This is a genomic window from Paenibacillus sp. HJGM_3, assembly GCF_045062745.1.
Lineage (GTDB): Bacteria > Bacillota > Bacilli > Paenibacillales > NBRC-103111 > Paenibacillus_AA.
The window spans coordinates 179,689-192,176 of the sequence record NZ_JBJGED010000002.1 but is presented as its reverse complement, the minus strand read 5'-3'; the positions used below and the strand labels follow the sequence as shown (position 1 = coordinate 192,176).

The 12,488-nt window shown below is 58.5% G+C and carries 13 protein-coding genes; 6 read left to right on the top strand and 7 right to left on the bottom strand.

All coding sequences use genetic code 11. The features are described 5' to 3' along the window. Positions 1 to 18 precede the first annotated feature (18 nt). The gene (locus ACI5FR_RS03165) at positions 19 to 507 is read left to right on the top strand and encodes a GNAT family N-acetyltransferase (protein ID WP_405450179.1); all 489 of its coding nucleotides are present in this window, start codon (positions 19 to 21) and stop codon (positions 505 to 507) included. Positions 508 to 607: 100 nt separating this feature from the next. Here ACI5FR_RS03165 and ACI5FR_RS03160 read toward each other — a convergent pair whose 3' ends face one another. Continuing rightward, positions 608 to 1,204, bottom strand: a complete 597-nt coding sequence (locus ACI5FR_RS03160) for a YitT family protein (RefSeq protein ID WP_405450685.1) — start codon at positions 1,202 to 1,204, stop codon at positions 608 to 610. A 135-nt stretch (positions 1,205 to 1,339) separates the two neighbouring features. Between ACI5FR_RS03160 and ACI5FR_RS03155 the strand changes: the two genes are divergently transcribed. Next, positions 1,340 to 1,705: a hypothetical protein gene (locus tag ACI5FR_RS03155; protein WP_405450178.1), complete on the top strand. Its 366-nt coding sequence runs from the start codon at positions 1,340 to 1,342 to the stop codon at positions 1,703 to 1,705. A 78-nt stretch (positions 1,706 to 1,783) separates the two neighbouring features. Here ACI5FR_RS03155 and ACI5FR_RS03150 read toward each other — a convergent pair whose 3' ends face one another. Next, the gene (locus tag ACI5FR_RS03150; protein WP_405450175.1) at positions 1,784 to 2,815 is read right to left on the bottom strand and encodes a helix-turn-helix transcriptional regulator; all 1,032 of its coding nucleotides are present in this window, start codon (positions 2,813 to 2,815) and stop codon (positions 1,784 to 1,786) included. Between the two features lie 131 nt (positions 2,816 to 2,946). Between ACI5FR_RS03150 and ACI5FR_RS03145 the strand changes: the two genes are divergently transcribed. Continuing rightward, on the top strand, positions 2,947 to 3,825 hold the full coding sequence (locus ACI5FR_RS03145) for an SDR family oxidoreductase (protein ID WP_405450172.1): 879 nt from the start codon (positions 2,947 to 2,949) through the stop codon (positions 3,823 to 3,825). A 108-nt stretch (positions 3,826 to 3,933) separates the two neighbouring features. Here the strand turns inward: ACI5FR_RS03145 and ACI5FR_RS03140 are convergent, their stop codons facing one another. The 4 genes from ACI5FR_RS03140 to ACI5FR_RS03125 are packed head-to-tail and all read right to left on the bottom strand — an operon-like array spanning position 3,934 to position 8,000. Further along, positions 3,934 to 5,013, bottom strand: a complete 1,080-nt coding sequence (locus tag ACI5FR_RS03140) for a GerAB/ArcD/ProY family transporter (RefSeq protein ID WP_405450169.1) — start codon at positions 5,011 to 5,013, stop codon at positions 3,934 to 3,936. A gap of 24 nt (positions 5,014 to 5,037) precedes the next feature. Next, positions 5,038 to 5,253 (bottom strand): hypothetical protein, encoded by a 216-nt coding sequence (locus tag ACI5FR_RS03135; RefSeq protein ID WP_405450167.1) that lies wholly within the window; start codon positions 5,251 to 5,253, stop codon positions 5,038 to 5,040. Between the two features lie 40 nt (positions 5,254 to 5,293). Next, positions 5,294 to 6,463, bottom strand: coding sequence for a Ger(x)C family spore germination protein (locus ACI5FR_RS03130; RefSeq protein ID WP_405450164.1), 1,170 nt, complete (start codon positions 6,461 to 6,463; stop codon positions 5,294 to 5,296). Further along, positions 6,456 to 8,000 (bottom strand): spore germination protein, encoded by a 1,545-nt coding sequence (locus tag ACI5FR_RS03125; protein WP_405450162.1) that lies wholly within the window; start codon positions 7,998 to 8,000, stop codon positions 6,456 to 6,458. Before ACI5FR_RS03125 ends, ACI5FR_RS03130 begins: the two co-directional genes overlap by 8 nt. 167 nt (positions 8,001 to 8,167) lie before the next feature. Between ACI5FR_RS03125 and ACI5FR_RS03120 the strand changes: the two genes are divergently transcribed. Continuing rightward, positions 8,168 to 9,661 carry a DEAD/DEAH box helicase gene (locus ACI5FR_RS03120; protein ID WP_405450159.1) on the top strand — a complete coding sequence of 498 codons (1,494 nt, stop codon included), beginning with the start codon at positions 8,168 to 8,170 and terminating at the stop codon, positions 9,659 to 9,661. A 13-nt stretch (positions 9,662 to 9,674) separates the two neighbouring features. On the opposite strand, the gene ACI5FR_RS03115 is transcribed toward ACI5FR_RS03120, so the two are convergent. Continuing rightward, the gene (locus ACI5FR_RS03115) at positions 9,675 to 10,343 is read right to left on the bottom strand and encodes a FadR/GntR family transcriptional regulator (protein WP_405450156.1); all 669 of its coding nucleotides are present in this window, start codon (positions 10,341 to 10,343) and stop codon (positions 9,675 to 9,677) included. 160 nt (positions 10,344 to 10,503) lie between these two features. On the opposite strand from ACI5FR_RS03115, the gene ACI5FR_RS03110 reads away from it, so the two are divergent. Both ACI5FR_RS03110 and ACI5FR_RS03105 read left to right on the top strand, forming a co-directional pair. Next, the gene (locus ACI5FR_RS03110) at positions 10,504 to 11,199 is read left to right on the top strand and encodes a FadR/GntR family transcriptional regulator (RefSeq protein ID WP_405450153.1); all 696 of its coding nucleotides are present in this window, start codon (positions 10,504 to 10,506) and stop codon (positions 11,197 to 11,199) included. A gap of 55 nt (positions 11,200 to 11,254) precedes the next feature. After that, positions 11,255 to 12,487: a threonine synthase gene (locus ACI5FR_RS03105; protein WP_405450150.1), complete on the top strand. Its 1,233-nt coding sequence runs from the start codon at positions 11,255 to 11,257 to the stop codon at positions 12,485 to 12,487. Position 12,488 lies beyond the last annotated feature (1 nt).

The following is a 12,488-nucleotide window of genomic DNA, read 5'->3' as shown; positions in this document are numbered from 1 at the left end:
CAAGGAGTTGTAGCCATTATGCCGGATATGCTCGTGAAGCTGTATGAATTGCCCCCTCTGGCCCCGGTTGTTGAGAAACTGGCCGAAGCGGGGATCGTCATTCGCCGTCCGATCGCTCCCGAGAAGCATGTCGTCGTCGAGTGGGTGCGCGAGCACTTTAATGACGCATGGGCGAGCGAGACGGAGGTAGCATTCGCGAATCAGCCTGCCTCCTGCTTCATCGCCATCGAGAATGGCGAACTGATCGGATTTGCCTGCTACGAATCGACGGCTAAGAACTATTTCGGCCCAACGGGCGTGGATACCAGCGCGAGAGGCAAAGGGGTCGGCACCGGGCTGCTCGTCGCCTCGATGCACGGCCTGCGCGAGCTCGGTTACGGGTACGCGATTATCGGAGGAGCCGGTCCAGTGGAGTATTACAGCAAGACGGTGGGAGCGATCCCCATCGAGAATTCGGTGCCCGGGATCTACAAGGGCATGCTGAAGCGCAAGCCGAAGGCCGACTGATTCATTCCGCGCCTACCCATGAATAGCGTCCTGCCGAAAGATGGCAGCGGCGCTATTTTTTCTTTAATATTCCACCGGAAAGAATAAACCGCCGAGCGTTTTATGTTCTCCACTTGCTGGCGGGCCTCCATGTACAGAGCCCGGTGGCGAGACCGCCCGCGGAGATCGTCATCGCCGAGAGCAAAAACGTTTCCACGGAAAACAAAATGCCGCCGATCGAAATGATGATCGCATCCATGGCGAACAGCACGATTCCCACATTGATCCGCTTGATTCGCGTGGAGACGAAATGCGCGATCAGATCCGTCCCGCCGGTGCTTAGGTTGTAGCGTAGCAAGATGCCGAACCCACTCCCGAGAAGCAGGCCGCCGATGACGGAGCTGACGGGCGCAGACAGCTCGAACAGGAACACGAAGTGGTATTGGAACGGCTGGATCGCGTCGATCAGGATCGACGAGATGAGCAGCCCCTGCAGACTGCTGAAGAATAGCTTGCGGTGGCGGAACCAGGACAGAGCGAAGATCGGAATGCTGCACAGAACGCTCGCCAAGCCCACGTTCAAATTCGTTATATAGCTGAGGATGAGCGCAATTCCCAGAATGCCGCCGTCCAACACCTGATACGGTACAAGAAAGAAGTTAACGCCGATCGCGAGCAGCATGCTGCCCAATGCGATGGTCGCCACCTTCTGCAACATGAGCAAGACAATCATCTCCCGACCCGTAGACATGTCCCATTGTATGCTTGTCCGCGCCCAATTATTCCCTCTTGCGCTTCCTCCGCCAGCTGGTAAGATGGCATCAGACCGCGTGTCGAAGAAGGGGAGAAGAACTTGGATTCGCAAGAAGATTGGGAGTTATACAAGGAAGCCGGGGATGGGATTGTGAACGCCGACGGCATCCGCTTTCTGGGGCGTACGTATACGCTTTCATGGGCGGTGAGGAGGCAATGGTTCACGCGGGCGATCGAGGAGGGACCTTGGCCGATCCGGATGTATGTGCAGCGGCAATCCATGCAGCTGTTCATTAAGGAGCAAGACGAGTATTACATATGCATGCCCACAATGGAGACAGACGAAGAGCTGGAAGCTATACATAACAAAAGAAAACGATTCGCGGAGTTGAAGCAATTGTGGTTCGAGGCGCGTGCGGGAAATAAACGGAATCATCATTTCCCAGGCAAGCGCACGAATCGCTAAGAACCGTCAAAATGAACGAGGCGGAACGCCCTTTGGCGGCAGGGAAGCGGAGATTGTGCCGCCTGTTGTCGAATGGACCTAATCCCCGCCAGGGCTGTAGTCGTCCGCTGCGGCGCTGGCGTATAGCTCCGCCAGCGCCGCCGCCTGCCGCGCCACCTCCGAGCGAAGCTCCTCGGGTTCCAGCACGAGCAGGCTGGCGCCGAGACTTAGGATGACCTCCACGGCATTGTCGAGCGTCTCGAAGTCGGCCTCGGCGGGTAGCCATCCCGGCCTGCCAGAACGCTCCGGCAACGGGGCTCCGACCGACATCACTTTCACATAGGAGGCGCTGTTCAGCTTGCGCAAGGTGCGGGGATCCATTAACAGCTTGGTTACATAGTGGGGCAGCTTCACCTTCAGCTCCTGCTTGGCCTGCTCCCAGAAGGCCGCCAGGTCGAACCCGTCCGGCCGCACGACCGGTTCGTCCAGCAAGGCGGCCGATCGGATGCGGGAGACACGATATGTGCGGATCGCGCCTTCTTGCGTCGCGGCGGTCATGTACCAAGTTCGCCCCTTGGCCACGAGTCCGAGAGGATGGACGACCCGTTCCGGCAGCGCCGGCGATTCGGAGTTATCTGTTTCCGCGGCATAGGTGGCGTACGTGAAGGCGAGCTGGCGCTCTTCCCAGACGGCGGACTGCACGAGCGGCAAGTAAGGCACCTCTTCGGTCCGGCTCTGCCAGCCGGCTCCATCGACGTGGAGCCTCTGCCTCGCATAGGCAGCATCTTGCCGGGAAGCCGGCGAGAGTGCGGCGGACAGCTTCCGGTAAGCGGCTTCGGACGACTCCTCGAGGCCGAGATCGGCCAGCAGGGCGGAGGGGCTGTTCAGGAACAGGCTGCGAATCTCCGCCTGGTTCAGGCCGTTCAGCTTCACATGATAATCGTCCTGCAGCGCCCACCCTCCGCCGGTGCCGCGCTCGGCGTAGACCGGAACACCGGATGCGCTGAGCGCCTCCATGTCGCGGTGAATGGTGCGCTCGGACACTTCCAGCCGCCGGGCCAGCTCCTGGGCGGTTAATTTGCGATGCACTTCCAGCAGCATCAAGAGGGATAACAATCGATCCGCACGCATAAGTCGTCTGTCCTCCGTTCCATCGATAACTATTCTAAGTGTACCACGAATACATGACAATAGCTGTCATATTGATGGGTTAATCTGAGGAAGTAAGCCAATCGAGCGAATCTAAGATGGAGGTCGTTTTCATGGGAAGCTTGACGGGGAAAGTCGCGGTCGTCGCAGGCGCGACGCGGGGAGCAGGACGGGGGATTGCCACGATGCTAGGTGAAGCGGGTGCGACCGTCTACGTAACAGGCCGGAGTGTTCGCGGCAATCCGGCGACCGAAGGACGCACGGAGACGATCGAGGAGACGGCGGAGCTCGTGACGAGTATCGGCGGCCAAGGCATCGCGGTGCGGGTCGATCATACGGTTGAAGCCGAGGTGCAGGCGCTGTTCGAGCGGGTGATGCGGGAGCAGGGAGGGCAGCTCGATATTCTCGTCAATGATATATGGGGCGGCGATGCGCTGTCCGAGTGGGGCAAGCCGTTCTGGGAGCACTCGCTCGCGAACGGGCTGCTCATGCAGCAGCGGGCCGTGCATACCCACATGATCACAAGCTATTACGGCGCCCCGCTTATGATCGCCCGGAGGCGAGGCTTGATCATCGAGATCACCGACGGGACCGGCTACAACTACCGAGGCAACCTGTATTATAGCTTGGTTAAAATTTCGAATGTTCATTTGGCCGAAGCGATGGCGGCGGATCTGAAACCGCATAATGTGACCGCGCTCGCGCTCACGCCCGGCTTCCTCCGCTCCGAGGCGATGCTGGATCATTTCGGCGTGACGAAAAGCAATTGGAGGGACGCGGCGAAGCAAGATCCGCATTTCATTGCGTCGGAGACGCCGCTCTATGTCGGCCGAGCGGTGGCCGCCCTGGCGGCGGATCCGAATGTGTCGGAAAAATCGGGGCAGTCGCTCAGCACCTGGGGGCTGTCGGAGGAATACGACTTCGTCGACGAAGACGGTACTCGGCCCCACTGGGGCAATTATTTCAAGGAGCATGTGTTAGGTAATTCGTAATGGACCCGCTAAACAGCAGGCCAAAGAGGGCAGGCAGGTGGAGTGGAGAAGCGACAGCGTCCGCCTTTGTGGTCGGAACCCATCTGCCTGCCCTCCCCACGCGACTCATTAAGTCAAATTTTTTCTGCGTAAATGCCCGATGAACCAATAGAGCAGCGGAATGCATTCCACCAGGAAGATAGAGCCCACGAACGCGGGCGAATTCACGAATTGCCCGAACTCGCCGGGAAAGTGAACGAAACGGATCGCGAACACCACCCCAAGCGACCCGAGCATGAACGTGAAAGGACGGTAATTGTCGACGCCGAACAACCGGGCCGTGAGCCGGGAGGAGATGTGCAGCAGCAGAGCGGATTTCACAAGAAAAGAAGTCGTCCAGATCGAGAGCAGTACCGGGTCCAAATTTTCCACCAGCTGGCTCACGACGATGAACCGGATCGTCTCCATGAGGGGAAAACGCAAATGACTGCCGAAGTGGGGCCCGAACAGCAGAATCGTCACATACCAGTACAGCAGCACGAGGAAGCAGGCTCCGATATTCGCGTAGGCCAGATATTTCATCGGCTTCTCCAGCTTGAACTGCGGCAGCATAAGGAACACCAACGACATTTCGCCGAACCAAGTGAAGCAGAACAGAACCGATTTCCACAACTGGGTCATATCCCAATGGGTGACGAGCGCGATGTTCATCCTGTAGTTCAGTTGGCCGGACAAGAACGGCAGAATAAGCAGTGCCGCCACGACGGCGGTTAGAAAGAACCCCTCGGTTAAGTATACGATCGTCTTCAGTCCCGACCGGGCCGCCATGTAAGTGCAGAACATGAACAAGCCCCCGATCAGGAGATCCGGCGTGCCAGGCAAGTAGACGGATCCGAACAAATCGATGTAGTTGGTTAAGTTCAACGAAATGAGCAGAACGCAGGCGGCGCTCACGATGAAGAGAATGACGGAGTGAACGCCACGGCCCATGACACGCGAGCCCCAGGAAGCCCAATCCTGGTCAGGCTTCAGCCGGGCGGCCCGGACCGCGCCGTATACGCAGAGCAGGCTGAGCCCGCTGCTGAGGATGAGCGCCATCCAGCCTTCGAATTCGCCGATGTCGTACAAGGGCCCGAGCAGGAATGCTAGCGGCGCGGTAATCAGATAGACGAACCAAAATCGAAACAGCTGCATCTGGGTGAGCTTCACGGGAATGGCCTCCTCTGGTAGGGGTCAAGATTTGAACGAGAACATCTGGTTGAGCCACCCCAAGGTAGCCTGAATTCCGAGATAAGGGAAAGGCATCATGGAATCCATCGACTCGAACAGCAGCTCATACGCGAGGAAGAAGAGCCAGCAGACGATGAAGATGACGCGGTGGGACTTGGATTTCAGCAAGCGCAGCTCCACCCAACCGAACAATAGAAACGCGCCGAGAATATAAACCACCGAACCGCCTCCTTTTCTTAAGCTGCTGATATACGCGGATTTAATCGATCATCCAATAGGGCTTGCCTTCGGCATTGAGATGCTGAATAGTGACTGCTACGTTCACGTCGAAGCTCACTTGCTCGCGATACTCCGATGACCAGTTCTCCCGAAGCTGCTCCCATGTCCGGGGATACCACCATTCGACGAGAGAACCGAGCTGAAAAATGTCGGCCTGCACTTTTTGCGTTTTGCGCAGCAAATCTTGCAGCTCCTTCTTGAGCTTGGAATTGAGATCCGCTTCCGCTTTATGCAAAGTGTCGGAATTCGTGATGTCCAACAGGGTGTCCGACCCGAGAACCTTCCCTTCACCCGTGAGGGATAGTGTAAAACGAATGCGATCTCCGTCCACATGCGGGCGAATCTTCGATTTTAACTCTTCAAGCATCACGCTGCAATATCCGCCATCCAAGGGGATGGAATAAATAAGATAACGTGGCGTTTGCTGTACCCAGGCCACTAGATAGGCGGCCTCATTATCCAGGGTGCCGACCATTTTTTCCTGCTGAAACAGCGCCGCGCCGTTCTTTCCCGCCCAAGGACTTAATCTCCCTTTCTCGCTCACCATCGGAATTTCGCTCATCATGAGCAGGGGCACCGCGTTACCCAGCTTGGAATTATCGCCCTGCAGGAATTGTTTCATGTCGGTTTCGACCGATGTGTGCAAATTGGCAAATTCGCTCAGCACTTCCGAAGGCGACTGTTCATACACCGGAGTCAGCGTCGTCAGCTCCTTCGCTTTTCGCGGAGCGACATACAGATGCGCTTTGAGCGGAAAAGACGGTTGCCTCGAGGTCCATTCCAGCAGCTCCTTCATCCCTTTCTCCGCATAATCGCGCCCTACGACGAGAACCCGGGTTTGCCCCCAGCTGATGCGACGGGTCAAATCGGTCTGGATGCTCATGAAAGCTTCCGAAAGCGTTCTCCCGGTTTTCGTGACGACTCCGTAGGGGATCGTACCCGAAGTGGATACGCCGCCGGACGCCGAGGAACTAATCCGGTTCGGCAGAATGGTCAGGATCGACAGCTCGACCGTCGACGAATCGTCGGCCAGATCGACGAAGACGCCGGAGATGAAAGTACGGTCATTGATTTCGAACTTGGACCAGCATCCGCTTAGCGTGAGGGGCAGCAAGAAGAGCAAGATGCAGGACGCGATCCGCTTACTCATGTCCGGTCCCTTCCCGCGAATCGTTGCCGGTCCCGTACATCTCCGGACGGTTTTTCATCTTCGTCCAGGGCACGCGTAGAAATATATCCTTCCAGTCTCTCAGCACAAGCGGCGCGAGCGGTTTCATATAGGGAACGCCGAACGAATTCAAGGTGACCAAATGCCAATAAATCAGGAACAGTCCGACAATAATCCCGTAAAACCCAAGCGTTCCCCCAATCAAAATGAGCGGAAAACGAAGCAGCCGGAACGCCAGCCCCAGCTCGAAATGCGGGATAATGAAGGAGGCGATCCCCGTGATGGAGACGATGATCACTGTTGGCGCCGAGACGATGCCGGCTTGGACCGCGGATTGGCCGATCACGATCGCGCCCAGAATCGAAACCGTCTGCCCGAGCGGTCTAGGAATCCGGATGCCTGCTTCTCGCAGGCCCTCGAATGTAAGCTCCATCGCGATGACTTCCGCCAATGCGGGGAAGGGGATGTTCTCCCGCGCGGCGGCGATCGAGATGAGCAGTGCCGGCGGGATCATCTCGGGATGGAACGTTGTGATCGCTACGTACATCGAGGGCATGAGAAACGAGACGATCAGGAAAAAATACCGAATCCATCGAATCCACGTAGCCGCCAGGAAGCTCTGAAAGTAATCTTCCGGCGATTGCATCAGGCTGAAGAACGTCACCGGCACGAGCAGCGACTGCGGTGTCCCGTCCACCAGGATCCCGATGCGGCCTTCGAGCAAAGAAGCAGCCATGGAATCGGGCCGCTCCGTGAATTGTATGAGCGGGAAGGGTGAATAGGGACTGGGGTCGATATGCTCGGAGATGTAGCTGCTGCCCAGGATGCTGTCCCGCTTGATTTGGCTGATTTTGCTCACGATATCGCGCAGCGTATCAGGATCGCACAGCCCTTCGATGTATGTGACGATGACCCGGGTTTTCGTATAAGTCCCGACGGTGAGCAGAATGTTTTTCAAATTCGGATGCTTCACCCGGTGCCGCAGGAGCGATAAATTCGTATCGAGATTCTCGATGAACGCCTCCTGAGGGCCGACGATGACCATTTCATTTTGAGCTTCCGAGACCGGACGATGCGTATATTTGGCTACATTCAGCGTGATGACGGTGTCCAACCCCCCGATAATGAGGGCGGCTTTCCCTTCCACAATGTCCGTGAGGACCTGCTCCAGGTCCGTCGTAAATGAAGAGTGTACGGTCAGACAAGCCCCGGACCGGATCGCACCGAACAGTTCCTCGGCGGTTTTGCTCGATTCATGCCCGATGAGCTTCTCTATGATTTGTCCCTGAAGGACTGAGAGATCGACAATCGATTGGATATAGACCAGCGTGCAAGGAATCGTATGCTGGATGAGGAAGGATTGGTAGGCGACATCGGAGCTGTTGCGCAGCGCAAAACGGATCTGATCGAGCGCGCTTCCGCTCGCCGGGCCGGAAGCGGAACGATGGCCTCTTACTGCCAATGGAGGGGACGATGGCTTGGGAGGTGCGTATTTAGAACGAAACAACCAGCGCAGCATCGCGATACCCTCCCCGGATTGGAAAAAGTTATATGCGCCCCATATTATTTCCTGGATGCCTATAACTCATTCCGGCTTCAGCGCTATTGCTTGTACCGAGAGAGCGAATTAGGGTACACTGAACTATCGGACTAGCGCTAACGCCAATAGGATGAGGAGCTTATTTTATGAAATGCTCATTTCAAGAGCTTGGGATCACCCCCTTGCTGACGGAATTGTTGAAAGCGGACGGAGTCGTTCAACCTACGCCGGTTCAGGAACGAGCCATCCCTGCCATACTGGAAGGGCAGGACGTCATTGTACAGGCTCAGACGGGCACGGGGAAGACGTTGGCCTTCGTGCTGCCGATTCTGCAAGCGATCCGCCCGGAAGAACGGTACGTCCAAGCGCTAATAGTAACCCCTACGCGGGAGCTGGCGCTGCAGATCACGGAGGAAGCGCGCAAGCTGCAGGCCGCTGCCGGAGCAACCGTCTTGGCCGCCTATGGCGGACAGGACGTCATTGCCCAAATTCACAAGCTGCAGGAAGCTCCGCACGTCGTCATCGGCACGCCGGGCCGGCTGCTCGACCACTTGCGCCGCGAGACGATCCGGCTGGACCGGCTGAGCATGCTCGTCCTGGACGAGGCGGATCAGATGCTGCATCTGGGTTTCCTGCCAGAGGTGGAGGGCATTCTGGAACAAACGCCGGAGGGCAGGCAGACGATGCTCTTCTCCGCGACGATGCCGGACCATGTCCGGCAGCTGGCCCGACGGTATATGCGGCAGCCGCTGGATATCCGCATCGAGGGCCGGCGGGTGACGTTGGAGGAGATCGAGCAGGTCGCGATCGAGACGACGGACCGGGCGAAGCAGGCGACGCTGGCCGGGATGCTGGAGCAGCTGCGCCCGTATCTCGCGGTCGTGTTCTGCCGGACGAAGATCCGCGCGAAGAAGCTGAACGCGGCGCTGCAGGCGCAGGGGTTCGAGGCGGACGAGCTGCACGGAGACTTGACGCAGGCGAAGCGCGAGGAAGTGATGCAGCGGTTCCGCGAAGCCCGGCTGCGCGTCCTTGTCGCGACGGACGTGGCCGCGCGGGGGCTGGATGTCGAAGGCGTCACGCACGTCTTCAACTACGATATCCCGCACGATGCGGAGAGCTACATCCACCGAATTGGACGGACCGGACGGGCCGGTCAATCCGGGGCGGCGTTCACGTTCGTCGCTCCGCGCGATCTCGGATTCCTGACCGATATCGAGGGCGAGATCGGGATGCGGCTCCCGCGTCGGAAGTGGGCGGGGCCGGAAGTGCGAAGCAGCCGTCCCGTTGCTGAGACCGGTGGTGACAGGCGGAGCGGGCGTGGGACGGAGCGAGCGAATGTGGGGCGCGTCGGCGAGCGCGATGCACGCAGATCAGGGACACGGCTCAAGCCGGAACTGGGAGATGGGCGTCGCCCGAACGGCGGGCGGGAAGAAAGACGGTCTATCGACCGGGACGAGCGTGGGGGACGTAAACCGGCGGCGCATGCCGGCTCACGTCAGGGGCACGGCAAAAGCGCATCTTCAGGGAAGGAAATGTCCCGTTCGGGCGGAACTGGCCGTTCTAGACACGGCGGTACGTCGCACGCCCAGCGACAAGAACGCGGACCGCGCGGTCGTGGCGGCAGCAAGCGAGGGCGATAACCGATGGACGGGCTTACTCGTTCGCATGACTCCCATGGCCGGCTCTCAACCCCAGATGCTCGCGGAGGATCGATTTGGCCTGCTGAGGATTTGCCTGCTTGAGAGCATCTAAATACCCTTGATGGGCTTGTACTGGAGGGAGCATGCCGCTGCCCGTCTCGGAGCCGATGGAGTCCACTGCCTGCAGGACGAACAGCTCGGCGAGCTGAGCGAGCGAATCGTTGCCAAGCGCACGAATGATCGCGAGATGGAACTCCGTGTCGGCGTCGGGATCGGCGGCCAGCTCTTCAACTTGCGCCAGCGTATCGGCCGGGACGGCCCCATAGCGCACGAACAGCTCATCGATCGCGGCGGCCTCCAGCATATAGCGGATTTCGAGCAGCTCCTGCACGTTCTCAGCGCTGCGCTTCGCGGCGAAGGAAAGCTGCTCCAGAAGCGGGGTGAGGCTCTGTGCGGTGACGAACGCGCCTTCCCCGTGCCGGAGCTCCAATATGCCGGAGCTCTCGAGAGAGCGGAGCGCTTCGCGCAGAATAGCGCGGCTTACCTTCATGTCGATCGACAGCTTGCGCTCGGCAGGCAGCTTCTCGCCGGGTTGAATGTTGTTGTTCACAATGTATTGCTTCAACTGCTCGACCAGCAGCTTGCTAAGCGTATATCGTTCGGATTTTTCGATCGGTTTCATGGGATAGACTCCTTTTTCTTGCCGGTGCAATTGGTCTGACCATACAAAATGGTAGTGCAGCCGACACAGAATGTCAATAAAGGGTTGCCGGTAAGCTCAAATTCTACTATAGTAATGTATATGATGGTCTAACCACGAATGGCAGGAAAGGAGGAGTACGATGATCATTCCGGAAAAGGTGAACCTCTCGCAGATCGTCAGCGAGCGCATCAAGGGCTACATCCTGGATCACGACTTGAAGGCCGGCGATAAGCTTCCTTCCGAGAAGCAGCTGATCGAGAGCCTGGGAGTGAGCCGTACTGTCGTTCGCGAAGCGCTCAAGTCGCTCGAGATGGTAGGCATGATCCGCATCAAGACGGGCGATGGCATCTACGTGGACAGCTTGTCACTCAAGCCGGTCCTCGACCAGGTTACGTTTCGCTGGAAGCAGGACGCCGAGAAGATGCGGGAGCTGTTCGCCACGCGGCGAGTATTGGAGTTGGGTGCGGTGGAGATGGCGATCGAGCATTACGATACGAGATTTATCGGGCAGATGGAATATTGGAACGGAGAGATGGAGGCGGTGGTCCGCCGCGGAGAGATGCCGATCGAGCAGGACCTCCAGTTTCACCGGGCACTATTCAAGGCGACAGGCAACGAGACGTTCTATGAGCTGAGCGAAATTTTGACCAGTTTTTTCACCAAAATCCGGGAACAGCATTTTGACAACACCGAAGACCGGATCGTCAGCTGCGGGGAGCATACGCGGATCGTGCAATATATTCGAGATAAGGACTTGGGCCGGGCGCAGAGCGAGATGCGTACGCATCTGGAGCCGCTGAAGCGCTTCATACCGCCTAAGGAGATCGGGGAGTAGCCTTTCTCCTTTTTTGGTCAGACCATAATATACATTTTGAGAGGAAAAGATAGCTATGGATGCACAATGCAGTGTATGCGGACGCGTCATGCTTCGAGCGGCAGATTCGATGCCCTATGCTTGCCCGGATTGCGGGGGCAGCCTGCTGCTTCGGTACCCCGATGCTCCGAAGGCGTGGAAGGACGCGTCTCAGCCCGGGATGTGGAAGTACGGCAAGCTGCTCCCTCCCGTGCCGGATGCATGCAAGCTCTTTTTGGGCGAAGGGGGGACCCCGCTGGTGAAGAGCCGCAATCTGGCGAAGCGGCTGAACATCGGCGAGCTTTATTTCAAGCTGGAGAGCGTCAATCCGACGGGCTCGTATAAGGACCGGATCGCCGCGATCGGCGTCTCCTGGGCGATGGCGAACCGGCGGCCGGCCTGCATCGGGACGACATCCGGCAACGCCGGAGCCGCGTTCGCCGCCTATGCGGCCGTTGCCAGGATGCCGTACCATCTATTCGTCCTGGAGCATATGGCCGAGGCCAAGCTCGCCCAAGTGTTGGCCTACAACGCCATGGTGCGCAAGGTGATCGGCTTCGGGACGGATCCGGACGTCGGAGACCGGGTATTCCGGAGCGTGCTGGAAGCCGGTGCCGCTCACGATTGGGAAGTGACCGTCACGGCAATTCAATATAATCCGTACGCGATGGAAGGGGTGAAGACGATTGCCTTCGAGCTGGCCGAGCAGCTGCCTGCCCCAGCGACTCACGTCTATGCGCCGGTAGGCGGAGCGGGTTTGTATTGCGGCATTTGGAAAGGTTTTCATGAGCTGCGCGAGCGCGGCGAGATCCCGGCCCAACCTCAGATGGTGGCTGTCCAGTCGGCCGGCTGCTCGAACATCGTGCAGGCCTATGAGGCCGGTGTACGCTTGCCTGTTCCGGGGCGATCGACGTCGTCCATCTCGGGGCTGCAGGTCCCGAACCCGCCTGACGGGGCCCTGGCATTGTCCATCATGGCCCGTGGCGACGGCTCTGCCGTAGCGGTCGAGGACTCGGCCATCTGGGACGCTCAGCGTCTCCTGGCGGAGGAGGAAGGGATCCTGGCCGAGCCTGCCGCCGCCGCTTCGCTCGCCGGACTGATCCGGGAATGCCGCGAGAGCGGGGGGATGCCCGACCGCAGCGTCGTGTGCATCATCAGCGGGATCGGCTTCAAGGACGGGCAGCGTCTGATGGATCTGGCCGCGCACAAGCAAGTGCCTTTGCTGGAAAGTACTGCGTTAGGTTTGGAAGTAGAGGAAACGATTCGATGAG